Origin of the sequence: Acinetobacter sp. YH12099 (genome assembly GCF_013419195.1) — a bacterium.
Lineage (GTDB): Bacteria > Pseudomonadota > Gammaproteobacteria > Pseudomonadales > Moraxellaceae > Acinetobacter > Acinetobacter towneri.
This window is the reverse complement of the sequence record NZ_VPAP01000007.1, coordinates 1-24,821: the sequence shown is the minus strand read 5'-3', so window position 1 is coordinate 24,821 and position 24,821 is coordinate 1. Positions and strand designations below refer to the sequence as shown.

Genomic DNA, 24,821 nt, shown 5'->3' with positions numbered 1-24,821 from the left:
CAAAGCTGAAAAATTAGGTTGATTGCACTAGGACTTAGGGATTACAAAACAACAAGACGTGATGCTGTGCAGATGCAACGGATGATGACAAAAACAGGATTCTTATGAACCAGATGACAAAAAGCGATTTAATTGGCTTAACGGATGTTGCGGCAAAAATTCCGCAGTTTATGACTAAAGTGCCTCACCTGATCACAGGGTTAAAGCAAGCCTATTTACGCACACCCAACACGCCTGCAGGCTTAGGTCTAGCATTTGAAAAAGCCGTGCATCGTAACCCGCATGGCTGTGCACTAATGTTTGAAGATCAGCAGTACAGCTATTTACAGCTCAATGCTTGGGCCAACCAAATTGCCCATTACTATTTAAGCATAGGTGCACGTAAAGGTGATGTCATTGCGGTGATGTTGGAAAATCGCCCTGAATTAATTGCCAGTGTCATTGGCTTAGCAAAAATTGGCGTTACCGTGGCTTTGGTCAATACCGCACAAGTTGCCAAAGTTTTGGCGCACAGCATCAATTTAGTCAAACCAATTGCCGTGATTGTGGGGGAAGAATGTCGTCAAGCCGTTGCCGATATTCGCCAAGAACTTGAGCTTACAGAAAATCGACTGTATTGGTTTGCAGATCAAAATACCCGTACCGATGCTGGCACTGCCCCTGAAGGTTTTCAAAATTTAGCGCAATGCATTGCATCATTCCCAAGCTTTAACCCTGCCACCACACAGTCAGTACAGGGCAAAGATGGGCTGTTTTATATCTATACCTCAGGTACAACAGGCTTACCTAAAGCGGTGATTTTCACCAATAGCCGTTGGACGTTGACTTATGGTACCTATGGTCATGTCTTGGGTTTAAATCAGGATGATGTGATGTACTGCACTCTGCCGCTGTACCATGCCACAGGTATTGTGGTGTGCTGGTGTGGCGTAATTGCAGGCAGTGCCACCTTTGCCATCCGTAGAAAATACTCCACTTCATGCTTCTGGCAAGATGTACACAAATTCAATGCCTCTGCGATTGGCTATGTGGGCGAATTGTGCCGTTATTTAATGGATGCGCCTGCTTCTGATTTAGAGCGTGGGCATCGTGTGACCAAAATGATTGGCAATGGCATGCGTCCTAATATTTGGAGCAAATTCAAAACACGCTTTGGTGTTCAGGAAATTCTGGAACTGTATGCGTCTAGCGAAGGCAACGTCGGCTTTAGCAATGTGTTTAACTTTGACAACACGGTTGGTTTTTCACCGACACCTTATGCGGTCATTCAGTTTGATAAAGAAAAAAATGAACCCGTACGCGATGCCAAAGGCAAATGCATGAAAGTCAAAAAAGGCGAAGTCGGCTTATTGATTGGAAAAATCACCCGTCGCTCACCGTTTGATGGCTACACCGACCCTGAAAAAAACAAGGCGGTGATGATGCAAAACGTGTTTAAACAAGGCGATGCCTATTTTAACACGGGCGATTTAGTCCGCGACATTGGCTTCCGTCACGCCCAGTTTGTTGATCGTTTAGGTGATACCTTCCGCTGGAAAGGTGAGAACGTATCCACCACAGAAGTAGAAAACATTGTCAGTGACTATGAAAAAATTGCTGAAGCTGTCGTGTATGGCGTTGAAATCCCACATACCAATGGTCGTGCAGGTATGGCTGCGATTACCTTAAACGAAGGCTGCCAGTTAGATGAACAAGACTTGCGTCAAATGCTGGTGGAGTTTAAAAAAGCAATGCCCGCTTATGCAGTACCCGTTTTTTTACGCATTCAAAAGCAAATGCAAACTACAGGTACATTTAAATATCAGAAGAACACCCTGAAAACTCAAGGTTTTGATTTAAAACAGTGTGATGAAAAAATTCTGGTGTTATTGCCAAACCAATCTGCTTATTGCGAACTGACCCAAGAAATTTACGACAATATTCAACAGTATCAATATCGCTTCTAAGCCACCAGGTTGCCTATTTTTTGATTAGATACGACAAATTTGTTGCATTTATAATCAAACATAGGCAACTTTTTTATTTTTTACTTGCGCTCGCTTCATATCTTGCTACAATACGCTCCATCAAACGAAGTGGTGCTTAAAACCCTCTGGTTTTTCTTGCACTTCACAATCAAGCCTGCTTGATTGCTGGTTCAGGGTCGTTAGCTCAGTCGGTAGAGCAGCGGACTTTTAATCCGTTGGTCCCGCGTTCGAATCGCGGACGACCCACCATTTCCTTGATCAACCTTAGATGGGTCGTTAGCTCAGTCGGTAGAGCAGCGGACTTTTAATCCGTTGGTCCCGCGTTCGAATCGCGGACGACCCACCATCTTCTTCAAGGTTGATACTTTAAAAATGATCATCGTCATTTTTACTCCTCTGGGTCGTTAGCTCAGTCGGTAGAGCAGCGGACTTTTAATCCGTTGGTCCCGCGTTCGAATCGCGGACGACCCACCATTCCTTCTAAAAAATCTTTAAATTACCAGTCATCACAGCACTGTTCTGTGGATCGTGCAGTTTCGTAATTTACTATAGAATTCCCGTATTCTGCCCTGTTTGACTAACACTTTTATCCACTACACCTTGCTCAATTCAGTTGTAGACGATGTGCCATCATTGATAAATCATACTTTACACATCCCAAATAAAAACTTGATGTAAAAAAACAAAAGCCCAAAAGTTTTTCACGAATGGGCTAAGAATTGAATGAGCGAATAATTAACTTGCTCTGATTAAATGATAGTTTTGCGAAGGTAAGGGATTGCTTTTAAAGTATTCACGATTATTTTCTGTTGCAATCGCAATTTTGTTTTTATCCATAATTAAATTATGGTCTTGATCAACATTATAGTAAAAGTTCACCCCAGAGGCGCGTGCCACCACAATTTGATGCGCGTCTTCATCATAGAACCATAAATCTTTGCGGTATTTTTTTTTATTGTCGTAACTGATTTGCCCCGCATTGACAAAAATACGATGCGCTGTCCCATCAGGCAATAAGGTCAGAATATAATCGACTTTTCCACTTTCGCACATAACAAACTTATCTTCACAGCTAATCTGAACGGTATAGCGCCCCACATAAGTCAGAAGATTCTCTGGAATATGATGTTCCGTTGCAGCCATTTGCATGGGTGCGATCGCCTGCCCTGCCACTTCAGTCAGTCTTTTGGTTTCTGCCTGTTCTGTATATTTTTGCACTGCAGCATGCTCAAGTTGTGAATCATCGCATCCAAGCAATGCCACTGCACTCCATATAGAAACTGCGCAAATATTTGATTTAGCCGACACACTATCCCTCATATAGAATGACTAGACTGAATATTCAGTCCTATTCAAACCACCGAATAGGCAGCTCAATGTAAGCCATGCTTTTCCTCAATCCTTTGTGGTCAAGCGCTTACTCTGCCCATTGCTTCTTTACGATATTTTAGGTGGATGCTGGTTTAAGCAACACCAAAAGTTACATAACTTTACTAATTGCTTTGCCACCGCCCTTTAAAAAACCCAAGTGCATCACCATTTTTATTTTATATATAGATGATGTGCTGTGAAGCTAAACCTCAGCCTGTATTTATTTTGAATTTTAGATCTCTCAAGGAGAATTAGATGGCCAATGTTGGTTTATATCGCTCAAACCGCTCAAATATGATTGCTGGGGTTATGGGTGGTATTGCTGAACGTTTTGGTTGGAACGCAAATTTACTGCGCTTAATTTTTGTGATTGTTTCCGTGATGAGTGCTGCCTTTCCAGGCATTTTGGTGTATTTGGTGTTGTGGTTGGTGATCCCTAAACAAAACCAGTTGAATACAGCAAACTATACTCAGGGCTACACAAGACCTGTACGCACGGTCAATTCTGATCAAGACCGATAAACGGTATTGAAATTTTAAAGACTGACCACATGTAAGATTTATAGGTTTTAATCGTTCGCTGATTCACTCTTAGATATCCCTTATTTACACAGTTTTTTTCTTTTTCGCTACGATTGCTCCCCCAAGCATCGTAGCTTTTTTTTGCCTTTCTACCTGCAATATATTTTAAAAGTCACAGCATTTCAGGATTGAGTCGTGTTGAATACGCATCGACAATACAAGTCAATCAATTGGTCTTTACAGCAAGCTGTTGATTTAAGACGGCAATCATATCGGCACGGCTAATAATCCCCACCAAACGCTGCTGCTCTACCACAGGAATGTAGTTAAAAGAACGCTCGACAAAGTACGGTACAAGGTCTTGAATACTTTGTTGCGGTTGCACCGTGACCACTTGGCGCAACATGATATGTTTTACTTGATGTTTCCAGCTATAAGGTAAATCTGTTGCGTGTTTAAACCATTCCACCACTTCATACAATGCCAAAGTTCCCACCAAATGTTGTTCAGTATCAATGACTGGCAAACTCATTAAATTCATGTGTTTGAATTTTTCTAAAGCACTGTGAATATCCTCATCTTGCTGCAAACTAACCACATCTTTACTCATAATATCGGCACAAGTCAGTGCTTGAGTTTGTCGTTCACTGGCTTTGTGTTGCGCTTCTAAAATGATTTTTTGTAAGTCATATTCACTAATATCTAGCAACTGGGTTTGGGCATCTAAAACATCTTGAATATCTTGCGGCTGAATAGTGGCTTTTTGAGTAGGCGTTGGGTCTTGGGTACGTTGATTCAACTGTGGCGTTTGAGGATAAGGCTTGCCAATCATGCGGTTAAATACGATTGCAATCATCATCAGCAAAACTGAATTAAGCAGCACAGGATAAAAGATGAAGTGATAACCCAGCTCACGCACGGCATCTCCGCCAAGCACTGCGGTAATGGCCACTGCTCCACTCGGTGGATGCAGCGAATCGGTGGTCATCATCAAGAAAATAGATAAAGCCACAGCCACACTAAAGGCTTCGGTTAAATTTGGAATATATAAAGCACAGCTCACGCCCATAATTGCTGCAATACTGTTCCCAACTACAATATTCCACGGCTGCGCCAAAGGACTGGCAGGCACAGCAAACAACAATACCGAAGATGCACCCATTGGCGCGATATACCATGCGTTAATATCGCCCAACACCCACCAACTGATCAGGGAAGATAATGCCAAACCCAATAATGCGCCCAAACCACAAAGTAGGCGTTCTTTTAACGGCAATACTTTAAAATTGGGTTTCAGCGTATTCAGCCAATCAAGTTGTGAATGAAACACGGGCAGGCAATCCAGTGGTGACAATTGGACAAGATTATAAGGCAATCATTCAGTAAGATGTATTTGTTTTATATCTTTCATTTATCAGTGAATTTGTAAAACCCCAAACAACCAACCGCTAGTTGTGCTTTAACCTTTGCCAGCACCCCGCAAAATCCTTATAATTGAGCACAATTTTTCTCTAATTTTAAGTGGATGACCATGAGTCGCGCCATATCGCATATTGATACCTTTCAAGGCTTAATTCTTGCCTTACAAAACTACTGGGCGGAGCAGGGCTGCGTCGTTTTACAACCTTACGATATGGAAATGGGTGCAGGGACATTCCACACTGCCACTTTCCTACGTGCTTTAGGTCCAGAAACATGGAACGCGGCGTATGTACAACCATCTCGTCGTCCTAAAGATGGTCGTTATGGCGAAAACCCGAACCGCTTACAACACTACTATCAATTTCAGGTGGTGCTGAAACCAAACCCAGACAACATTCAACAGTTGTATTTAGATTCTTTAAAAGCAATTGGAATTGACCCATTGGTGCATGACATTCGCTTTGTAGAAGATAACTGGGAATCTCCAACTCTTGGCGCTTGGGGCTTGGGTTGGGAAGTATGGCTAAACGGCATGGAAGTGACTCAGTTTACTTACTTCCAGCAAGTCGGTGGTGTTGAGTGCTACCCTGTAACAGGCGAAATCACCTACGGTCTTGAACGTCTGGCAATGTACTTGCAAGGTGTAGACTCAGTTTACGACTTGGTTTGGACTAAAGGACAGTTTGGTACTGTAACGTATGGCGATGTGTTCCATCAAAACGAAGTTGAACAATCGACCTATAACTTTGAATACGCACCTGTAGAAAAAATGTTTGAACTGTTTGACTTCTATGAAGTAGAAGCGAGCCGTTTAATTGCAGCAGAATTACCGCTACCTGCTTATGAGCAAGTGATTAAAGCATCTCACTGCTTTAACCTCTTGGATGCGCGCGGTGCAATTTCTGTGACTGAGCGTCAGCGTTATATTTTACGTGTCCGTACTTTGGCACGTTCTATTGCACAAAGTTATGTGGCTGCACGTGCAAAATTAGGCTTCCCAATGGCTGAACCACATTTACGTGATGAAGTCTTGGCACAATTAAAAGCACAGGTTGAAGCGGAAGCCAAAGCGCAAAATACTGAGGAAAGCAAATAATGTCTAAACATACAGTTTTATTTGAACTCGGTTGCGAAGAACTCCCACCGAAAAGCTTAAAAACCTTACGTGATGCACTACTTGCAGAAACTGAAAAAGGTTTAAAAGATGCAGGCTTGGCTTTTGATGCAATTGAAGCCTATGCAGCACCACGTCGCTTGGCACTTAAAATTGCTAATGTTGATGCCGCACAAGCAGACACACAAAAACGCTTTGACGGCCCTGCTGTTCAAGCTGCTTACGATGCCGAAGGCAAACCAACCAAAGCCCTTGAAGGCTTTATGCGCGGTCAAGGCATTACTGTAGATCAAGTATCTACATTCCAAGCAGGTAAAGTTGAAAAAGTGTGCTACTTAAAAGACGTGAAAGGTCAAAGCCTTGATGCGTTATTGCCACACATTTTACAAACAGCATTGGACAACCTGCCAATTGCAAAACGTATGCGTTCTGCTGCAAGCCGTACTGAATTTGTGCGCCCAGTAAAATGGGTCGTTTTACTTAAAGATCATCAAGTAATTGAAGCAACGATTCAAGACCATCAGGCAGGTAATGTCACTTATGGACATCGTTTCCATGCACCTGAAGCAATCACCCTTGCACATGCAGATGAATACCTTGAGAAGTTAAAAGCAGCGCACGTTGTCGCTTCTTTTGAAGAGCGTCAAGCGATCATTGATCAGCAAGTAAAAGCATTAGCGGATGAAGTGAATGCGATTGCAATTGTTCCTGCGGATCTACGTGACGAAGTCACTGCACTGGTTGAATGGCCGGTAGCTTTACGTGCCAGCTTTGAAGAACGCTTCCTTGCCGTTCCTCAAGAAGCCCTGATCACTACCATGCAGGATAACCAGAAGTATTTCTGTCTGGTGAATGCTGAAAACAAATTACAGCCTTACTTCATTACCGTTTCAAACATTGAGTCTAAAGATCCGACTCAAATTATTGAAGGTAATGAGAAAGTGGTTCGTCCACGTCTGTCAGATGCTGAGTTCTTCTTCCTGCAAGACCAGAAACAGCCATTAGCTTCTCGTAAAGAGAAACTGGCCAACATGGTATTCCAGGCACAACTGGGTACTTTGTGGAACAAGTCTGAACGTATTGCTAAACTGGCTGTCGCACTTGCTCCGATTACGGGTGCAAAAGCTGAAGATGCTGAAAAAGCTGCCCTGCTTGCAAAATGCGACTTAACTTCTGAGTTAGTAGGTGAATTCCCAGAACTTCAAGGCATCGCGGGTACTTACTACGCACGTCTTGAAGGTGAAAATGACGAAGTTGCAGAAGCTTTAGGTGAGCAATATTTACCTAAATTCGCGGGTGATGTTCTGCCTAAAACCAAAACGGGTACAACGATTGCCCTTGCGGATCGTCTAGATACTTTAACTGGTATTTTCGGTATTGGTCAGGCACCTACAGGTTCTAAAGACCCATTTGCGCTACGTCGTTCTGCCATTGGTATCCTGCGTCTAGTGACTGAAAATGAACTTGATGTATCTATCGAAGACCTGATCAAGCTGGCATTGGCTGCTTATGGCGATGTATTAAAAGATCACGACAAGACTTTGGCAGATGCTGTTGCATTCCTTGAAGGTCGTTACCGTGCGAAATATGAAGACCAAGGCGTTGCAGTAGATGTGATTCAAGCCGTTCAAGCTTTATCACCAAAATCTCCACTAGATTTTGATAAACGTGTGAATGCGGTAAATCACTTCCGTGCCTTGCCTGAAGCGGCTGCATTGGCTGCTGCAAACAAGCGTGTTGCCAACATTTTAGCCAAAGAAACCGCACCTGAAGGAAGCGTCATTGAAGCTAACTTGGTGGAAGATGCAGAAAAAGCATTATTCGCGGAACTTGCGAAAATCACACCTGTGGTGGAGCCATTATTGGCAGCAAAAGACTACACCACCGCACTCTCTCAATTGGCTGCATTGCGTGCGCCTATTGATGCTTTCTTTGACAGTGTCATGGTGATGGCAGATGATGCAGAGTTGAAAGCCAACCGCTTACGTTTACTTGCGCAGTTACGTGATTTGTTTACACGTGTTGCGGATGTAAGTGTATTGCAGCACTAAAATCTTAATTACTTGTAAATTAAAAGAAACCCCGCTATTTTGATAGTGGGGTTTTTACATATTGATGAAAATGAAATTATCACAACCACAAAAAATCGTAGCATTTTTAAAATCAAATCCTAATCAAAAGTTTACAGCACGTAAAATTGCAGAAGCAATCCTAAACTTATACCCTCAAGATTACTTAGAAAAACGCAATAACCCTCGTTTTAGTACGGATGCTGAATTGATTAATCAAATTGTCGCTGAAATTGGCGCTCATAAAAATGCTATTTTAAAAGCTGAACCCCTCATACAATTACAAGACAAACCGCGACCACGCTTATATTGGTATGATCCTAATATCATATCGAACAGTTTAAAAATAGATACTCAAAATGAGCCTGCTGATTTCGATGACCAACAAGAAGTTATTTCAACACTCACCACTAAAATCCTTTCAGAATATGATTTATATCCTGTACTAATTGAATATTTATCAAAAGAACTACAACTTTTCAGCTTGAGAATCGACGAAAAGAAATCATCCAATAATCGTGGTCAAAACGGCAATCAATGGTTACACCCCGATATTGTTGCGATGCAACCCATTGATAAAAAATGGCATGAATTAATAAGAACTTGTGTTAAACATGGTTCTGGACAAAATGTGCGTTTATGGTCATTTGAAGTAAAAAAAGAATTAACAGGCTCAAATATCCGAAGTAGCTTTTTCCAAGCAGTCAGTAATTCCAGTTGGGCAAATGAGGGCTACCTAGTAGCAACCTCTATTTCAACAAATGAAGTTGAAGAAGAACTGCGTATGCTTTCAGCTTTACATGGTATAGGTGTAATTTTACTCAACCCAGAAAATCCAACAGAAAGTGAAATCCTTTTGCCAGCTCGACGACGTTCAGAGGTGGATTGGCAATCAATAAATCGAATTTTGACTGAAAACTTGGATTTTAAAAACTTTATAGAGTTGGTTTCTATCTACTATCAAACTGGACGTATTCGTTCACAAGATTGGAATCATTAATCTGTAGGCATTTCACTTCAGATTCCCTATACTCAACCTAACAACACTCAACAAGAAAACAAGCTTATGAAACTTAAAACACTCATTTTATCGGGTTTAACTTGCCTTTCTCTTAGTGCGTGTACTTCTGCACCTGTCATTCCACAGCTCACAGCAGGTGTTTTACAAGAAGTGAAAAATATTGAAGTTTACCCAGACACTGTCAATAACAGCGCCAAACTCACAAAATTTATTGATAAATGCGTGATCGAATTTACAGGCACACTGCAAGCAGGTCGTTCTATTGAACAATGGGCATTTAAAGGCAATGCATTAATTTCAGCTGGTTCTGCAACATTTGCACAAGATGGGACTAGCATAGCAACTCACTTTGACTTGCATGATGCAACTGTGCAAAAGAACTTCATCACCTTACGCAACCATTTTCATAAAGATGCGCTTGCACAATGCAACTAAGCTAAAAACAGCTTTGAATGTATCTTGATGTAGCAAGATTGTTGGACTTTCAATATAAATGCAGCATCGCTGGATATTTCAAACTAAGATGATAAAAGCAGTGTAGCCATTGCTGCCCTGCTTTAAAAACTCTCCAGAGTAACAAGACCCACAATTTTATGTGGGTCTTCTTCTTTAAGCCTGAAATGCTGCCATAATTTCAAATATTTTAAAGTTTCAAACACTGTAAATTTCACCTAAAAATACATCATACTTGCGAAAAATAAACACTGCAGATCATCTAGGCTTTATACAATGCAGTACATTCTATTCAAAACCTTTCAACGACCAGTATTCAGCATCCTAAGAGGCACAGCACAATGAAAAAGATCAATATCAGCATTTGTATTGGACTATTGCTCAGTAGTGCTTCAGTGTGGGCACAAAGTAGTGATACGCAACCTCAAAGCAACAAACCAATTCAGCCTTATGCAGACAATCCAAACCTCTTGCATGTTTGGGCATATAAAACTCAGGAAGGTGTGATTCAGGCTGCACAAAAAGTTGGTGAAGTAACCGAAAAAGGTATTGAAAAAATTCGCCCATCGGCACATCAAGCTTTAGACAACGCCAAGCAATTAGGCAGTCAGGGTGCGGCTCAAGCCAAACATACCGGGCAGCAACTGGCCAACAATGTAAATACTAAAATTCAGGAAACCAAAGAAGTGATTACAGGACAAAGTGACCATGCCGTGCCTATCTATCAAGCACCATTAAGCGCGCCTTCACAGCATGTAGCCCCAGCAGCCACCAACACAGCACCTACTCAAGAAGCACAGACTCAGGCTGCACCAAATGCAGAGGCTGAAGAAGAAATTAAAGTGATTAAACTATAATTTTTTTGATTTATTGGTTGCTTGAAAAGCACAAAAATAACTCAGCGCAAATAAATAAGCCTGCATTTAATCTGCAGGCTTATTCATGTGAAAACGAATAGAGTTTTGTATTTGTCGGAACACATATAGGCTAAGCCCAAGTAATACCAACACAGCTAAAGCAAAGAATAAATAGGCTTTAGGCTCTGGCGCATCGACAAAAGCCGTTGCAGATACAATTAAACTGAACAATAAAACAAGCACAGCAGGCATTAACAACTTGGTCATACACACTACCCTTGGAATGATCAATAAAACAAGGTTTTAAGATCATCTTAGCCCAATGGCAAAACAATACAAGTGTCTAAAGTTTAAACCATCTAAATCATGGATCAAACTTTGCAGCTTACTGTTCCAGTTCTAGGGTAAATTTGGCAGTATCTGGCAAATCTTCCACAAAGTCATTGCCGCCAAACTCATCACTGCTCAGGTTTAAATCCTTATAACTCAAGACAAAATAGTCGCTATATTTTTTCAGTATTAAGGGATGCATGCCTGCCGCAAGCGCATCTTGTTCCTTGCATAGTTTCATGACATGACGATCATTCATACTAATTAAATAGCGTTCATCATTCAGATAAATTTGCACCAAACCACTGCCCTTTGCATAAATCGGAATCAGGAATTTATGGTTTAAGGCAATTGCATGTGCGGCATAGCTCTCAATTTTTTGGCTGATGATGTTAAATACCAAACCATGACCAAAATGGTCGAGCAAGACATTACGATTTTCATACGGCAACTGAATTTGTAAGCCAAGTTTGTTTAAATCGTGCTGATCGACCTGTTTATTACTAAGCAAAGAGCGAATCAGGTTTTGTTTTAACTTGGCATCAAAAAAGTTACTGTCTAGCTGTAAGTTATTGTATTTTAAAATACGACCTAAAGACCAACGATGATTCGGCAAGACATTTTCAATCACTTTACGATAGTAAAACTTGCTGTTCTTTTTCACCTTGCGAATTTTTTGGTAAAAGAACGGCGCATCAAAAGGATGGGTTAAAAAGTCATTCAGTAATTCAGAGTTGGCTAAAATCGCAATTGCATCATGCCCTGTAAATGGCAAATGTAAGGTATGTAAATGCGGAATTAAAGGCTGAATTTTTAAATAATGCCCACGATCTTCAGCATAATATTGGTCATAGACCACAATATATTCACGCTGTGCCGATACATCTTGCGCTTGAATGCGCATATTAGCATTTAAGTCTGCATGATAAAACATGTTATAGCGTGGGTCATGAATATCTTCAGGGTCAATTGAATATTGCGGCACCAAAGCCACAATGCGGTTTAAATCCAGCAAATTGGAATATTTAATTGCCGCATAGCCACCCATTGAGCCGCCATAGCCCACTCGAATTTTAAACGAGGCAATCAGGTCTTGAATGGCTGCCAACATGGCGCGCATAGAAGCTTCAGGAAACCATGATTTTTCCTTAGGCATGACCCCAATCACATTAAAATGAAACTTTTCCAGTGATTTTTCGGCATTAATAGACGTTCCTTTGGCCCGTGTAATTAAATCGCCAAAAGAAAAAATCAGCTCCTGAGATGAGCCTTTCATGAAAATAGCGCGGATATGTCCGTCTTCAAAAATTATGTGTTTGTCCATTCCCACACCGGCGCCAAGGCGCTGAATTAAACCGTTACTTTAAACTTGAATACACTGTACGCAAGTTCAAAAGTGAATATGTTATTTTATAGATGCACAGCAGATTAAAAATCGCAAAATATGACACAATCTCTACATCCTGCCGCACAACAAGGCTTTGCTTTAGGGGCAAACCTATATCAACAAGTTCGCCCCAGTTACCCGCAAGAAGTCGATGTTTTCCTGCAAGATCAGCTCCAAGTTCCACTTAATAGCAATATTGTAGACTTGGGTTCTGGCACAGGAAAGTTCCTGCCACATTTGCTCAAACTGACAACTCAGCTTATAGCGGTAGATCCGATTGCCAGCATGTTAGCCGAATTAGAACAACTTTACCCACAAGTTAAGACAATTCAAGCACGAAGTGAGCAATTACCACTGCACGATCAATATGCAGATTTGGTGAGCTGTGCGCAATCTTTTCATTGGTTTGCCAATCTGCAAAGTTTAAAGGAAATTCACCGAATCTTAAAACCGCAAGGTCATTTGCTGTTAATTTGGAATCAACGTGATATTTCAGTCAATTGGGTCAATCCACTGGCAAAGATGATTTTGCCTTTTGAGGGCGATACACCGCGTTTTCACAATCAGGACTGGCGTCAGGTATTTGCCGATACAGATTTATTCCAACTTACTCACGAGCAGAAATTTCATCACACGCATGTTGGTACAGTCGAACAAGTGGTATCTAAGCGTTTGCTTTCGACCAGTTTCATTGCTGCAATGCCAACTGAACAGCAACAACAACTCAAAACACAATTTGAACAATTAGTATTAGAATATACGAATAAGCATGTGCAAGATGAAATTGAATTTCCCTATTGCACACATTTGTATGTCTATCAAAAAGTTGAATGAGAGGGAGCAAATAAATGCAAATAACCTTTAAACACGCGATTGCTCCCTTAACAATTTTTTTGGCGTTCTCCCTCAGCGCTTGCGAGCGCAGCAAAGTAGAACATGCAGACAAACTCAGCCCTGAAGATCAAATCATGCAAACTCAGGTCGAGCAAGCCGCGATTCAGCCCTTTGAAATGACTGCGGATGACCCGCATGATATTCAATTGCTGATGGATTATGAACAACGCCATGACCAAATGAGCAATGATTTGGAAGATGAGTTAGAACGCTTGCATGAAAGCCAACAACTCGATGCTGCATTTGCACAAAATTGCCTGCAGGACAACATTCAATCTGCCTTGAGTATGCTCAAAGAACTGGATTTAAAGACACCGCAAGGGCGTTATATTCAAGGCCTAATGAGTCATTATTGGGAACAGCAAGCGCAATATCTAGCAACTCAAAATACAACTTCTGCACCTTATCCTGTCAGTAAAGAACAACGTCAGCAAGGCTTAGCAGACTTGCTACAGGCGCAGCAACAACTAGAACATTGGCGTGGGCAATATCCACAACTTGATGAATAACGTGTTTTACGGACGCTGCTGTAAATACTGATGCACTCCTTCAGCGGCAGCGCGTCCTGTAGCAAAACAGGCTGTCAGCAAATAGCCGCCCGTTGGCGCATCCCAATCCAGCATTTCACCACAGAGAAAAACGTGTGGATTGGAATTTAACTGCAATTGTGCAGATAAAACCTCACGTTTGACTCCGCCCGCACAGCTAATTGCTTCTTCAATAGGACGAAAACCCTTTAAAGGCACCGTTAAATTTTTAATCTGCTGCGCCAATTGCATAGGTTGCTGCCAAAGGGCTTTATCCACCAACTCACGCACGACTGCAGACTTCACGGCATCCAAACCTGCCTTACGCCAAATATTGCTTACAGACTGTTTTTTGGAAGGTTGCAACTTTTGGTAGAGTTGCTCAACGGTTAAATCGGGTAGCAAATCGAGTTGTAACTGCAGCGGTTGTTGAGCGTGCTGCAACTGTCGCAATGCTCGCCCTTGCTTATAAATTAAGCCACTTTCCAAACCATAATGGCTAATCACAATATCGCCCATGCTCGCTTCAGCGCCTTTCACCCATGCTTGCACACGTTTTAAAGGTTGTCCAAAAACTGGCTGCATATAGTTAGACCAGTGACATTCCACCCCTGCATTACTGGCTTGAAAAGGCTGAATTTCATTGGCAGATAACCAACGCTGCCATGCACCATCACTACCTAATTTTGACCACGACACTGCTCCACATGCCATCACAATAGCGGCAAACTGCTGTTGTTCAACTTGCGCTGTACTTAGATTTTGAATACTGAGTTGATTGTTCTTTAAATCACATACCTGATGCCGATAATGAAACTGCACGCCTGCATCAACCAAGCGTTTTAACCATGCGCGTAGCAAAGGTGCGGCTTTCATTTCTTGTGGAAAAATTCGCCCCGATGAACCTACATAAGACTGAATACCTAAACCCTGCATCCAGTTTTGAATCCAAGCCGCATCCCATTGTTGAATCCACGGCGCCAACCATTCCGCCCGATCATAACGCTGAATAAATTGTGCAATCAGTTCGGCATGTGAAATATTCAGCCCCGTTTTACCTGCCATCAAAAACTTACGTGCCGCTGAAGGTTTCTGCTCATAGACATGCACATCATAGGCATACTGGCTCAGCACTTCGGCAGCCATTAGCCCTGCTGGTCCTGCTCCTATAATTGCAATGCGCTGTTTCATGCCTGTTTACTCAGTTGTTGCACTTGAATCTGCAAGCGCTTTCGCCTCAACTGCAGCAGGTGTTAAAGTTGGCTGCTGTCCTTGCAAAGGCTGAAAATCATCAAAACGGGTTGTATAAGCTACTGGTTTGGTGATCAACAGTTCCTGACAACGCTCGCCACGTGCTAAATATTTGATTTCAAAGTGAGTGCGTGCTGAATCTACTGGAACATCCTGCTGAATAAATGGCAACTTCCACACTTCAATCAGCTGTTGCTGTGCTTCTGCAATATATTCAGGAATATTACTCACCAAAGTAATGCTGCCACCTGCTTTTAAGCGTGACAATAAAAACTCAAAAAACGGCATATTCAACCAACGCTGGGTGGCATTATGCGGTTCTGGATTCGGATATAAAATAAAGAATTGCTCGACTTGAGCAGGAAATAAAGCATGCACAATCCATGGAATCGCATCGGCATGAACAATCTGTAAGTTCTGCTGACCTTCAAGTTGATGCTGTTTTTGCATCGCTACAAATTTTTCGCGGGTACGCTCAATCGCAATTAATTTTTTATCGGGATGTTGCCCACTAAATAATAAAGCATGCTTGCCTTTTCCCGCACCAATTTCAACACAAATCGATTCATTGGCAATAGCTTGAAAATCACGAGGGGCATGCATACGCTGGGCTTGAAATTGACGAATTGGCATAATCAGATCAAACTTACAAAATTCGGCACAAGTCTATCAAGTCAGGTGCTATTTGCCTAATCCAATCCTGCATTTTTCATTTGGAGTTGATCATGCCACGCACTTTTCCTTGCCCTCGTTGTGGTGAACCTTCGCAATGGGAAGACAATCCTTTTCGTCCATTTTGTTCTGAGCGTTGCAAGCTCATTGATTTAGGCGCATGGGCAAATGACGAGTATCGTTTACCCACCCAAGATGCTCCGCAAGCAGAAAACTCTGAGGAATAAGCAATAAATTTCCACGCCAAATATTGCCTAAAACTACACACAGTTTCATGGAATTTTTCACATTTTTAGAAAAATTATTCAAAATTTAGTTGTTCTATAATTGCTTTCAGCAGAATTAGCACAGGTTATACTTTGCACTATTCGTGACTCCGTCACTGCACATAACAATAAAGAAAGCAAAAAATAACCTAGGAACATTTCACCATGGAAATCATGTTAAAAGGAATTGTAATGCTGTGTATTTTACTCTCTACCAGCAGTTTAGGCTTTGGACTGTACGCGCATGATTTACTCATGCTGTGCATAGGCATCTTACTAACAATTTTCACAATGCTGTTTGCAATTGAAAGCAAACAAATGCTGAATAATCCCTTTCGCAAATAAAAAAGTCAGCGACTGCTGACTTTTTCTTAAAGCATAAATACACACTGCTTTTAACCTGCTTGCCCTGCTACAAACGGGTTATGCTGTTTTTCAAAACCAATGGTGCTGATTGGCCCATGCCCCGAAATAAACTGGGTGTCATCAGGCAAACTAAAACACTCGCGCTGAATTGAATCTAATAATTGTTGATGATTCCCACGTGGAAAATCGGTGCGTCCAATCGAGCCTTTAAATAGCACATCGCCTGTCCACAAGACGCCATATTTTGCATTATAAAACATCACATGGCCTGGGGTATGCCCTGGTGCATAACGCACTTCAAAGCTTTCTTGACCCAATTGCAGCACTTCACCACCCTCTAACCACTGTGTAACCGTGACTTGTTCAGGGATAGGAAAACCATAACGTGCAGACACTTCTTGCAGTTGATCTAACCAAAAAGCATCTTCTTTCTGTGGACCAATCACAGGAACATTCCAGTAATGTTGCAACGCACCAACAGCCCCCGCATGGTCTAAATGTCCATGAGTGAGCCACAAAGCTTTCACCGTTAAACCCAACGCTTCAACTTCGGCTTTCAGCTTTTCAGGCTCACCGCCTGCATCAATCAAAATTGCTTCTTTGCTTTCTGCATCCCACACAATCGAGCAGTTTTGCTGAAAAGCGGTGACGGGAACAATTTTGACTTGCAACATGGTGGCGAACCTCAAAAATTAATGGCTTAGGTTAAGCTTTACAGCATCAAGATTAGCTTGAAGTAAATGTTTGAGCAAATCCAAATGATCGGCACGGGTATTCAGTGCAGGAATATAGGCATATTCTTTGCCACCTGCTTGTAAAAACAATTCTGCGTTTTGAATTGCCAATTCTTCTAGCGTTTCCAAACAATCTGCAGAAAAAGCAGGACTCATAATTTGCACCGACTTCACGCCCTGCTGTCCCCATTCTTCAAGTAAGACATCGGTATAGGGTTTGACCCATTCTTGTTTGCCAAAACGTGACTGGAAGCTAATTGCCCACTGATCATCATTTAAATTTAAAGCATCGGCAAGCAATTTGGCCGTGATCCGACAACGCTCTGCATACGGATCACCCTTATCGGCATACGGCTGTGGAATGCCATGAAACGACATCAATAATTTTTCTGCCACACCATGCTCGGCTTGAAATTCACGCACACTTTGCGCCAACGCCTGAATGTATAAAGGATGCTGATAATAATCACGAATGATGGATAAGCCCGGCAAATTACGCTGCTGTGGCACCCATTTGGCAACGGCATCATATAAAGGTGCAGTCGAAGTTGCCGAATATTGTGGAAATAAAGGGAACAAAATCACGTGATCTTGAGGATTTTGACTCAAAGCTGCCAAAGCCTGTTGAATACCCGGATTGCCATAGGTCATTACCGGTAGAATATTCAATTCAAACTCAGGATATAGCGGCAATAACTGCTGTTTTAAAGCATCAACCTGTTGCAACAAAATTTCCCGCATGGGTGAATCTTGCTGCCATACCATAGCATAAGCATGTGCAACACGCTTAGGACGAAATGGCAAAATGAATAAGTTCAAAATGATTTGCCAAATCGGTTTGGGAATTTCAATCACGCGCTGATCAGATAAAAACTGCTTTAAAAAACGGCGAACCGCTGCTGCAGTCGGTTCATCAGGCGTACCTAAATTGGCTAAAAGAACGGTTACTTTGGGTTTTGCTGTAGACAACATCCAGCCCTCGTGTCTGATGATTGAGCCCGACTACTTTAACAGTTTTTTCACTCTGTATTGAGAGATTAATACGGTGTTTTAAATGAATAAACCCGATCGGTATCTAGCAAATTGCTCTCTAAAAGTTTTTGCGCTTTTGCCGTGGTTTGCCACAACATCCGCTGACGATCATCACGCCCCGCCTGCACAATCCAGTCATTTTGACGCATTTGCATTTTAATCTGATGCAAGGCCCGAATATTGATTTGGGCACGTGCAACTGCATGCGCACGTGGCATGATCCGACGTGCATCCTCCAAACCAGTTTCATTCAAATATTCATTCATGCGTTTCGAAAAATATTCTTCAGGGGTTGGATGAATAAAAGTATTGCCTAAAATTGCCAACAACTGCGCCCAACTTAAACTTCGCTCAACTTTCAGCTCTCTAAAGTTACCATCCTGATAGGCATGCATGCGATATTCAAAACGATATGATTCATTCATCGACACTTTAGATACGCTTAGAAACGGGTCTGCTTCGCGCTGTCCCACATCGGTTTCCAGCTGACGTAACTTACTTTTTAAACGTTCAATTTCATCATGCAAAGCTTGTGTATTTTGCGGGCGCACCCAACCAGAAGTCGGATAACGTTCTAGCATTTGCGACATATTAAAGCGGACAGCAAGCTCTAAATCACGCAGAGTGCGGTAGCTAAACACCTGATCGACTTCTTGTTGTAATAATTTACGGAACTCTTTGAATTTTTCACGCAATTCAGGTTTTTCATCATGTAAAGATGAATCACGTGAATCTGGGTCTTCGTGCATAAATACAATGATCGGCTTTTGCTTGGTGACTGCATAAATATACTCTAAATGCATATACCCCACGCCCGACACCGATTGCTCACCGTACTGGCTGCCCAATAGAATCACCACATAATCACAATCATCAATTTGACGGCGTGCAAATGCAGTGCTGAGTGGGGTACGTTGTTCTAAACCCCACGAAAAAAAACCCATTCCCACCAATGTTTGTGCCAAGATCACTCGTTCTGGCTGCATATCTGCCCCAGACGTCGAGATAAAGACCTGATAGCGCTTATCGAGCATTGGTTTCCCCTCTCCTATTGCCATTACAAGTCGGTCACCGTCTACTTGTAATGCCTTTCCCCAATCATAAAAAAATTATCTTAAAGTCAGTCCACAGTACTCACATTTGCGATACTCCAAGAAATATTGCCTGGAATAAGATGCTGCAACACGGGCTTTAATTGTTCTGCATTGTTCCCGCTGACATAACACGCAATTTGTAAAGTATCTGCCAAACTTTGTTCAAATAATAACTCATTTTTAATTAAAATGCGGGAAGTTTGACGCGCAACGGCAATTCCTGAGTCAATTAATGTCAGTTTCTGACCAAAAATGGACTCAATCGCAGGTTTTAGGAAAGGATAATGGGTACAACCGAGCACCAAATAGTCCGCACCCTGATCGACCACAGGTTGCAAACTCTGCTGTAAGGAACTTAAACATGCCTCACTCATTTGCGCCCCTTGCTCAACAAAAGGCACTAAATCTAGATTGGTGACATTCAAGACTTGCACTTGAGCAGGAATCGCAAAACGCTGCATCACATCTTTAATAAGTTGTCCGCGAAAAGTCGCAGGCGTCGCAAGTACAGCCACAGTTTTGCTTTGGCTATTTAATACGGCAGGCTTTAAAGCAGGCACTAAACCAATAATGGGAAAATCTTCGCCGTAATGATCGCGCAGATAATCTAGACTAAAAGCAGAAGCAGTATTACACGCCACGACCGCAACTTTACAACCTTGTCGATATAACCATTCGATTGCAGCTGCAGTGAGTTCTCGAATATTTTGATCATCACGTGGGCCATACGGCACATGTGCAGTATCGGCATAATAAAGGATGCGCTCATTGGGCAAATATTCTGCAATTTCAATGGCAACTGACAAGCCTCCTATGCCCGAATCAAAAATACCAATTGGCGCACTGGCTTGTGCTTTTGGCATGGCTTGATTTAAGGGAGAAACAGGATGAATGGCTGTCATAGCAAGAGATTCAGCAATACAAAATGGGATGAATAAAGCTTAAACCTCAGCTGCTTAAATGCAAGTGCAAATCACCACTTTTCAACGATAAAATCGTTTCGCCCTGCGCATTTTCACTCAGCTCGCCCAATTCCACCAAATGTAAAAAAGCCGCACGCTGAATCAGGGCATTAATACCAAAACGCACATGCACATAAGGACGCAGCTCACCTGCATATTCACGCATAAAAATAGGATGCTCGGCATCAACAATCACAATATCCTGATGTGTAGTGATAAGTTGAATATAATTTTGCTGTCCGATTTCGACCACATCAACCTGATTGATGAACAAAGGCTCATCTTCTACCTGGATTTCAATTTGTTCCACTGGGGTTTTTAAATAAAACTTGCCCTGCTCTTTCCATAACACACTAGAAAACAGATCAACCAATGCCTGACGTTTGATCAATTGACCTTCGTGCCACCATTCTCCATTGGCTTTGACCAGCAAATCCATTGCTCCACAATGCTTTGGATGCCATTGCTCCAAAGGAGGGATTGATCTTTTGTGACCTGACTGTCCAGTTTTTATATATTGTGCAATGTGCATTAAATTTTTATTATCAGCCGTAGCTACATTTTCTGTCGGTTTGATTGAATTATCGTCATGCTTCATGCTGCAGTACCTTACTGACGGAAAAATAATACGATTCAGCCAATTGGCTAAGACTCGGTTTAAAACTATACTAGCTCACAATACTTACCCATACTGTAAAAGACACGATTAAATTTGTGTCTGGCAACTAAAAATACTCATGGCAGCACCGTTGCTTGATGCGGTTGCCACCTTCAATTATATGAGGAGTCCTACATGGAACACATCGAACGTGAATCGATGGAGTTTGACGTAGTCATCGTAGGCGCAGGCCCTGCGGGTCTTTCTGCTGCGATCAAAATTCGTCAACTTGCAATTGAAAACAATTTAAATGATCTGTCCGTTTGTGTGGTCGAAAAAGGCTCTGAAGTTGGTGCGCATATCCTTTCGGGTGCAATTCTTGAGCCTCGCGCCATCAACGAGTTATTTCCTAACTGGAAAGAAGAAGGTGCGCCTTTAAATGTGCCTGTGACTGAAGATAAAACTTTCTTCTTGATGTCACCTGAAAAAGCTCAGCAAGCACCGCATTGGATGGTGCCTAAAACCATGCATAACGATGGTAACTACGTGATCTCGTTAGGCAACGTGGTGCGTTGGTTAGGTCAAAAAGCCGAAGAATTAGAAGTTTCTATTTTCCCTGGCTTTGCGGCATCTGAAATTCTTTACCATGCCGATGGTACGGTTAAAGGCATCCAAACTGGTGACATGGGCATTGGTAAAGATGGCGAGCCAACGCATAACTTCACACCGGGTTATGAACTACATGCCAAATACACCATTTTCGCAGAAGGCTGTCGTGGTCATTTAGGTAAGCGTTTAATCCAGCAATTCAATTTGGATAAAGATGCCGATCCGCAACACTACGGGATTGGTATTAAAGAACTTTGGGAAATTGACCCTGCAAAACACAAACCAGGTTTAGTCATGCACGGTGCAGGCTGGCCATTAAGTGAAACAGGTTCTTCAGGCGGTTGGTGGTTATACCACGCAGAAAACAACCAAGTGACTTTGGGTATGATTGTGGACTTGTCGTATACCAACCCACACATGTATCCATTTATGGAAATGCAGCGCTGGAAAACTCACCCTCTAATTAAACAGTATCTAGAAGGCGGCAAGCGTATTTCTTATGGTGCACGTGCTGTGACCAAAGGTGGCTTTAACTCATTGCCAAAATTCACCTTCCCAGGTGGTTCTTTAATTGGTGATGATGCAGGCTTCTTAAACTTTGCCAAAATCAAAGGCTCTCATACCGCCATGAAGTCTGGCATGCTTTGCGGTGAAGCAGTATTTGAAGCGATTGCTGCAGGTGTCGCAAAAGGCGGTGACTTGGCGATTGCTCGCGTAACTGAAGGCGAAGATTTCTTTGTGAAAGAGCTAACGGCTTACACTGAAAAATTCAACAACAGCTGGCTGAAAGAAGAACTTTATAGCGCACGTAACTTTGGCCCTGCAATGCATAAGTTTGGTCAATGGATGGGTGGTGCGTTTAACTTTATCGACCAGAACGTGTTTAAAGTACCATTTACTTTGCATGATTTAGTGCCTGATTTCAGCGCACTCAAAACTGTAGATGCAACCAGCTTTAAACCGAACTATCCAAAACCAGATGGCAAGCTGACTTTTGACCGTTTATCTTCAGTGTTCGTATCGAATACCGTACATGAAGAAAATCAGCCAGCACACTTAAAGTTGACAGATACCTCTATTCCAGTGAACGTAAACTTACCTAAATGGGATGAGCCTGCACAGCGCTACTGCCCTGCGGGTGTTTATGAAATCATGGAAAATGATGATGGTTCAAAACGCTTCCAGATTAACGCAGCCAACTGTGTTCACTGTAAGACTTGTGACATTAAAGACCCATCACAGAACATCACTTGGGTAACACCTGAAGGTGGCGGTGGTCCGAATTACCCGAATATGTAATTGCGAATCGCAATTGAGAAACCCAAAAGCAGTGCCTCGGCACTGCTTTTTTATACACAGTTTACAAAATTACCAAGGTCTCATAATCCCTTACATTTTTCAGGTATTTCTCTATTCAAAAGCAGGCGATTGAATAACTTTCCTTGTTATGCTGTTTTTGCTTATTTTTTATCTTTTCTATTTTTAGTTTTTTATTTCGTTTTTTTCAGACTTGAACAACCGAAAATGTTGTTTTGTCAGCTTTTATACAATGCTATTCGGCATTTTATGCAGCACTTAGCACGGTAGCAAAATGTTGTAGATGCTGACTAAAACTGACTTGAGTGGAGTATAAAGCAGTACTTTGAGTTTTATCTTGCTCAAGCATTTGGTTGTTCTTCTTATTTTCATTAGAAGAGGAATTCCAACATGCTTAATTTAACAGACACCCTCAACCAACTTAAAAATGTGCAGGCACAACCTGCAGTCAGCTTATTTCTACCCACACATCGTACCTTTCCAGACAATCAGCAAGATGTGATTGCTCTTAAAAACCAACTTAAACAACTCGAAGAACGCCTGTTGGCAGACTATGACAAACGTCTGGTGGCACAAATTTTAGAACAGATTCATCGTCAAACCAAAGATTTGAATCCCAACTACCATTTAGACAGTCTGGCTATTTTTGCCACAGCCGACAGTGCACAAGTACTGCGTCTGCCATTCCCTACCCAAGAACGTATTGTGATTGATCAACAATTTTCAGTGCGTGATTTTATTCGTGAGCTATCTTATGCAGTGCAATACTATGTGGTAGTGATCAGTCGTGAAGTTGGACGTCTGATTAAGGCCTCCAATGATCGTGTAATCCATGAGTTTTCTGTAGATGACAGCGACTTGAATGAACGACTGCCACATGGTGCATTTCCTGTTCAAAATGATAACTTATATAGCACCAGCGGTGCAGAACGTGCCACAGCCGCCAATGAAGACCGTTTACTCAAAGAGTTTTTAAACCGTGTCGATAAAAATGTGCAAACTGTACGTGCCAGTGAGCCATTGGGCTTGGTCATTGTGGGTGATCGACGCAATATCAGTTTTTATGAATCTATTTGCGACCAACCCAATGCCATTATTTTCAGTGTAGATAACGTCACTCAGCTAGAACAAGGCAGCGCACAACACATTATTGACAGTATTCAGACCGAGCTAAAAAGCCATCAACAACAATTGCATCAGCAACATGCGCAGCAACTGGATGAACTCTATGCCAGTGACCGTGTTGTGACCGATCTGCAGCAAATTTATCAGGCAGTGTTGCAAAATAATGTCGATACTTTATATGTTCAACAAGGCTACATGCAGACAGGTTGGGTCGATACCGACCAGCAACGAATTTATCTAGATCAAGCGCACGCACCTGACAGCGCACAAGCCACAGACGATGTGATCAACCATATTATTGATGCAGCACAGCAACACGCTGCCAATATCGTATTTATTCCTGCCGATTATTTACAGTCCAAAGCACCACTGACTTTAATGAGTCGCTATGCGGTCTAAAACTCAGTCCATTTGACTGTGATCTAAAAAACAGCCATGCAGATTTATCTACATGGCTGTTTCAATCAAGATTCAAACTTCTCATTCATACGCAAATCTACGCTTTTTCATGACTTTCTCATGAATAAAACGATCAATTAGAATCGAGTCGTTACCGCCAACTGTACCCGATGACTGTCGCTATGTGATCGCCCGCTATATTCATAATTCAAATTGAGAAAACTATGTTGTCCAAAGTGAAGTTGTGAACCTAAGGCAGCATGATATTGACCTTGATCGGCATGCCATGCATCAAACTTCAGTTTCTCCGCTGTGCCTACATAATGGGTATCTAAATAACCCGAATTACGGATAAGAAAAGCCCTTGAAAAAAAGGTAGTTAGAGCCATTTAGAAAGTTACGACACAACCCAAAGGCTCTAACTACCATGTACGATTTTACAGAAATTTTTTGTATTGTTGA

Annotated in this window: 24 protein-coding genes and 3 tRNA genes; 15 read left to right on the top strand and 12 right to left on the bottom strand. The window is 42.0% G+C overall.

Annotation, left to right across the window (positions count from 1 at the left end; genetic code table 11):
• The first annotated feature begins 104 nt into the window (after nt 1-104).
• From FTU39_RS06015 to FTU39_RS06000, 4 genes are all read left to right on the top strand, one after another.
• Nucleotides 105-1,946, top strand: coding sequence for a long-chain-acyl-CoA synthetase (locus FTU39_RS06015; protein WP_180051863.1), 1,842 nt, complete (start codon nt 105-107; stop codon nt 1,944-1,946).
• A gap of 194 nt (nt 1,947-2,140) precedes the next feature.
• Nucleotides 2,141-2,216, top strand: a tRNA-Lys gene (locus FTU39_RS06010).
• A gap of 21 nt (nt 2,217-2,237) precedes the next feature.
• Nucleotides 2,238-2,313, top strand: a tRNA-Lys gene (locus FTU39_RS06005).
• A gap of 52 nt (nt 2,314-2,365) precedes the next feature.
• A tRNA-Lys gene (locus FTU39_RS06000) sits at nt 2,366-2,441 on the top strand.
• 261 nt (nt 2,442-2,702) lie between these two features.
• Here the strand turns inward: FTU39_RS06000 and FTU39_RS05995 are convergent.
• Nucleotides 2,703-3,230 carry a hypothetical protein gene (locus tag FTU39_RS05995; RefSeq protein WP_368856237.1) on the bottom strand — a complete coding sequence of 176 codons (528 nt, stop codon included), beginning with the start codon at nt 3,228-3,230 and terminating at the stop codon, nt 2,703-2,705.
• 363 nt (nt 3,231-3,593) lie between these two features.
• Between FTU39_RS05995 and FTU39_RS05990 the strand changes: the two genes are divergently transcribed.
• Nucleotides 3,594-3,860, top strand: coding sequence for a PspC domain-containing protein (locus FTU39_RS05990; protein ID WP_096901311.1), 267 nt, complete (start codon nt 3,594-3,596; stop codon nt 3,858-3,860).
• Between the two features lie 226 nt (nt 3,861-4,086).
• Here the strand turns inward: FTU39_RS05990 and FTU39_RS05985 are convergent, their stop codons facing one another.
• Nucleotides 4,087-5,190: an HPP family protein gene (locus tag FTU39_RS05985; RefSeq protein ID WP_096901312.1), complete on the bottom strand. Its 1,104-nt coding sequence runs from the start codon at nt 5,188-5,190 to the stop codon at nt 4,087-4,089.
• 201 nt (nt 5,191-5,391) lie between these two features.
• On the opposite strand from FTU39_RS05985, the gene glyQ reads away from it, so the two are divergent.
• The 5 genes from glyQ to FTU39_RS05960 all read left to right on the top strand — a co-directional run bounded on the left by glyQ (nt 5,392) and on the right by FTU39_RS05960 (nt 10,796).
• Complete coding sequence (gene glyQ, locus FTU39_RS05980; protein ID WP_004976017.1) at nt 5,392-6,378, top strand: glycine--tRNA ligase subunit alpha; 987 nt, start codon at nt 5,392-5,394, stop codon at nt 6,376-6,378.
• The gene (gene glyS / locus FTU39_RS05975) at nt 6,378-8,447 is read left to right on the top strand and encodes a glycine--tRNA ligase subunit beta (RefSeq protein WP_180051862.1); all 2,070 of its coding nucleotides are present in this window, start codon (nt 6,378-6,380) and stop codon (nt 8,445-8,447) included. The genes glyQ and glyS overlap by 1 nt, the downstream gene beginning before the upstream one ends.
• Nucleotides 8,448-8,517: 70 nt before the next feature.
• On the top strand, nt 8,518-9,465 hold the full coding sequence (locus FTU39_RS05970) for a COG2958 family protein (RefSeq protein ID WP_096901352.1): 948 nt from the start codon (nt 8,518-8,520) through the stop codon (nt 9,463-9,465).
• Between the two features lie 66 nt (nt 9,466-9,531).
• Entirely contained in the window at nt 9,532-9,921 is a 390-nt protein-coding gene (locus FTU39_RS05965) for a hypothetical protein (protein ID WP_004976007.1), read from the top strand.
• Between the two features lie 359 nt (nt 9,922-10,280).
• Nucleotides 10,281-10,796 (top strand): hypothetical protein, encoded by a 516-nt coding sequence (locus FTU39_RS05960; protein ID WP_180051861.1) that lies wholly within the window; start codon nt 10,281-10,283, stop codon nt 10,794-10,796.
• A gap of 66 nt (nt 10,797-10,862) precedes the next feature.
• Here the strand turns inward: FTU39_RS05960 and FTU39_RS05955 are convergent, their stop codons facing one another.
• The gene (locus FTU39_RS05955; RefSeq protein WP_180051860.1) at nt 10,863-11,063 is read right to left on the bottom strand and encodes a hypothetical protein; all 201 of its coding nucleotides are present in this window, start codon (nt 11,061-11,063) and stop codon (nt 10,863-10,865) included.
• Nucleotides 11,064-11,181: 118 nt separating this feature from the next.
• Nucleotides 11,182-12,450, bottom strand: a complete 1,269-nt coding sequence (locus FTU39_RS05950; RefSeq protein ID WP_154321092.1) for a hypothetical protein — start codon at nt 12,448-12,450, stop codon at nt 11,182-11,184.
• Nucleotides 12,451-12,570: 120 nt separating this feature from the next.
• On the opposite strand from FTU39_RS05950, the gene FTU39_RS05945 reads away from it, so the two are divergent.
• Together FTU39_RS05945 and FTU39_RS05940 are read left to right on the top strand one after the other, a co-directional pair.
• The gene (locus tag FTU39_RS05945) at nt 12,571-13,347 is read left to right on the top strand and encodes a class I SAM-dependent methyltransferase (RefSeq protein ID WP_180051859.1); all 777 of its coding nucleotides are present in this window, start codon (nt 12,571-12,573) and stop codon (nt 13,345-13,347) included.
• 14 nt (nt 13,348-13,361) lie between these two features.
• Nucleotides 13,362-13,916: a hypothetical protein gene (locus tag FTU39_RS05940; protein WP_180051858.1), complete on the top strand. Its 555-nt coding sequence runs from the start codon at nt 13,362-13,364 to the stop codon at nt 13,914-13,916.
• 6 nt (nt 13,917-13,922) lie between these two features.
• Here FTU39_RS05940 and FTU39_RS05935 read toward each other — a convergent pair whose 3' ends face one another.
• Nucleotides 13,923-15,125, bottom strand: a complete 1,203-nt coding sequence (locus tag FTU39_RS05935) for a TIGR03862 family flavoprotein (RefSeq protein WP_104852989.1) — start codon at nt 15,123-15,125, stop codon at nt 13,923-13,925.
• Between the two features lie 6 nt (nt 15,126-15,131).
• Nucleotides 15,132-15,824 carry a tRNA (guanine-N(7)-)-methyltransferase gene (locus tag FTU39_RS05930; protein ID WP_257224400.1) on the bottom strand — a complete coding sequence of 231 codons (693 nt, stop codon included), beginning with the start codon at nt 15,822-15,824 and terminating at the stop codon, nt 15,132-15,134.
• An 86-nt stretch (nt 15,825-15,910) separates the two neighbouring features.
• Here FTU39_RS05930 and FTU39_RS05925 point away from each other — a divergent pair, with 86 nt between their 5' ends.
• On the top strand, nt 15,911-16,084 hold the full coding sequence (locus FTU39_RS05925) for a DNA gyrase inhibitor YacG (RefSeq protein WP_180051856.1): 174 nt from the start codon (nt 15,911-15,913) through the stop codon (nt 16,082-16,084).
• A 434-nt stretch (nt 16,085-16,518) separates the two neighbouring features.
• On the opposite strand, the gene FTU39_RS05920 is transcribed toward FTU39_RS05925, so the two are convergent.
• The 5 genes from FTU39_RS05920 to FTU39_RS05900 form a co-directional block, all read right to left on the bottom strand.
• Entirely contained in the window at nt 16,519-17,163 is a 645-nt protein-coding gene (locus tag FTU39_RS05920; RefSeq protein WP_178866025.1) for an MBL fold metallo-hydrolase, read from the bottom strand.
• Nucleotides 17,164-17,181: 18 nt separating this feature from the next.
• On the bottom strand, nt 17,182-18,195 hold the full coding sequence (gene hemH / locus FTU39_RS05915) for a ferrochelatase (protein ID WP_104852985.1): 1,014 nt from the start codon (nt 18,193-18,195) through the stop codon (nt 17,182-17,184).
• A gap of 65 nt (nt 18,196-18,260) precedes the next feature.
• Nucleotides 18,261-19,289, bottom strand: coding sequence for a DUF4062 domain-containing protein (locus tag FTU39_RS05910; protein WP_096901324.1), 1,029 nt, complete (start codon nt 19,287-19,289; stop codon nt 18,261-18,263).
• Between the two features lie 86 nt (nt 19,290-19,375).
• Nucleotides 19,376-20,251: a glutamate racemase gene (murI, locus tag FTU39_RS05905; protein ID WP_004975969.1), complete on the bottom strand. Its 876-nt coding sequence runs from the start codon at nt 20,249-20,251 to the stop codon at nt 19,376-19,378.
• A gap of 46 nt (nt 20,252-20,297) precedes the next feature.
• Nucleotides 20,298-20,909: a DUF1285 domain-containing protein gene (locus FTU39_RS05900; RefSeq protein WP_004975967.1), complete on the bottom strand. Its 612-nt coding sequence runs from the start codon at nt 20,907-20,909 to the stop codon at nt 20,298-20,300.
• A gap of 195 nt (nt 20,910-21,104) precedes the next feature.
• Between FTU39_RS05900 and FTU39_RS05895 the strand changes: the two genes are divergently transcribed.
• Together FTU39_RS05895 and FTU39_RS05890 are read left to right on the top strand one after the other, a co-directional pair.
• Nucleotides 21,105-22,817 carry an electron transfer flavoprotein-ubiquinone oxidoreductase gene (locus FTU39_RS05895; RefSeq protein ID WP_004975965.1) on the top strand — a complete coding sequence of 571 codons (1,713 nt, stop codon included), beginning with the start codon at nt 21,105-21,107 and terminating at the stop codon, nt 22,815-22,817.
• 408 nt (nt 22,818-23,225) lie between these two features.
• Nucleotides 23,226-24,359 (top strand): hypothetical protein, encoded by a 1,134-nt coding sequence (locus tag FTU39_RS05890; protein ID WP_180051855.1) that lies wholly within the window; start codon nt 23,226-23,228, stop codon nt 24,357-24,359.
• Between the two features lie 137 nt (nt 24,360-24,496).
• Here the strand turns inward: FTU39_RS05890 and FTU39_RS05885 are convergent, their stop codons facing one another.
• A complete protein-coding gene (locus FTU39_RS05885) occupies nt 24,497-24,748 on the bottom strand; it encodes a hypothetical protein (RefSeq protein WP_180051854.1) in 252 nt (83 codons plus the stop codon).
• Nucleotides 24,749-24,821: the final 73 nt, after the last annotated feature.

What these genes read in the sequence shown, in the direction of transcription:
- FTU39_RS06015 (WP_180051863.1), top strand. Translation starts at nt 105, where the DNA reads ATGAACCAGATGACAAAAAGCGATTTAATTGGCTTAACGGATGTTGCG.
- FTU39_RS05990 (WP_096901311.1), top strand. Translation starts at nt 3,594, where the DNA reads ATGGCCAATGTTGGTTTATATCGCTCAAACCGCTCAAATATGATTGCT.
- glyQ (WP_004976017.1), top strand. Translation starts at nt 5,392, where the DNA reads ATGAGTCGCGCCATATCGCATATTGATACCTTTCAAGGCTTAATTCTT.
- glyS (WP_180051862.1), top strand. Translation starts at nt 6,378, where the DNA reads ATGTCTAAACATACAGTTTTATTTGAACTCGGTTGCGAAGAACTCCCA.
- FTU39_RS05970 (WP_096901352.1), top strand. Translation starts at nt 8,518, where the DNA reads ATGAAATTATCACAACCACAAAAAATCGTAGCATTTTTAAAATCAAAT.
- FTU39_RS05965 (WP_004976007.1), top strand. Translation starts at nt 9,532, where the DNA reads ATGAAACTTAAAACACTCATTTTATCGGGTTTAACTTGCCTTTCTCTT.
- FTU39_RS05960 (WP_180051861.1), top strand. Translation starts at nt 10,281, where the DNA reads ATGAAAAAGATCAATATCAGCATTTGTATTGGACTATTGCTCAGTAGT.
- FTU39_RS05955 (WP_180051860.1), bottom strand. Translation starts at nt 11,063, where the DNA reads ATGACCAAGTTGTTAATGCCTGCTGTGCTTGTTTTATTGTTCAGTTTA.
- FTU39_RS05950 (WP_154321092.1), bottom strand. Translation starts at nt 12,450, where the DNA reads ATGGACAAACACATAATTTTTGAAGACGGACATATCCGCGCTATTTTC.
- FTU39_RS05945 (WP_180051859.1), top strand. Translation starts at nt 12,571, where the DNA reads ATGACACAATCTCTACATCCTGCCGCACAACAAGGCTTTGCTTTAGGG.
- FTU39_RS05940 (WP_180051858.1), top strand. Translation starts at nt 13,362, where the DNA reads ATGCAAATAACCTTTAAACACGCGATTGCTCCCTTAACAATTTTTTTG.
- FTU39_RS05935 (WP_104852989.1), bottom strand. Translation starts at nt 15,125, where the DNA reads ATGAAACAGCGCATTGCAATTATAGGAGCAGGACCAGCAGGGCTAATG.
- FTU39_RS05925 (WP_180051856.1), top strand. Translation starts at nt 15,911, where the DNA reads ATGCCACGCACTTTTCCTTGCCCTCGTTGTGGTGAACCTTCGCAATGG.
- FTU39_RS05920 (WP_178866025.1), bottom strand. Translation starts at nt 17,163, where the DNA reads ATGTTGCAAGTCAAAATTGTTCCCGTCACCGCTTTTCAGCAAAACTGC.
- hemH (WP_104852985.1), bottom strand. Translation starts at nt 18,195, where the DNA reads ATGTTGTCTACAGCAAAACCCAAAGTAACCGTTCTTTTAGCCAATTTA.
- FTU39_RS05910 (WP_096901324.1), bottom strand. Translation starts at nt 19,289, where the DNA reads ATGCTCGATAAGCGCTATCAGGTCTTTATCTCGACGTCTGGGGCAGAT.
- murI (WP_004975969.1), bottom strand. Translation starts at nt 20,251, where the DNA reads ATGACAGCCATTCATCCTGTTTCTCCCTTAAATCAAGCCATGCCAAAA.
- FTU39_RS05900 (WP_004975967.1), bottom strand. Translation starts at nt 20,909, where the DNA reads ATGAAGCATGACGATAATTCAATCAAACCGACAGAAAATGTAGCTACG.
- FTU39_RS05895 (WP_004975965.1), top strand. Translation starts at nt 21,105, where the DNA reads ATGGAACACATCGAACGTGAATCGATGGAGTTTGACGTAGTCATCGTA.
- FTU39_RS05890 (WP_180051855.1), top strand. Translation starts at nt 23,226, where the DNA reads ATGCTTAATTTAACAGACACCCTCAACCAACTTAAAAATGTGCAGGCA.
- FTU39_RS05885 (WP_180051854.1), bottom strand. Translation starts at nt 24,748, where the DNA reads ATGGCTCTAACTACCTTTTTTTCAAGGGCTTTTCTTATCCGTAATTCG.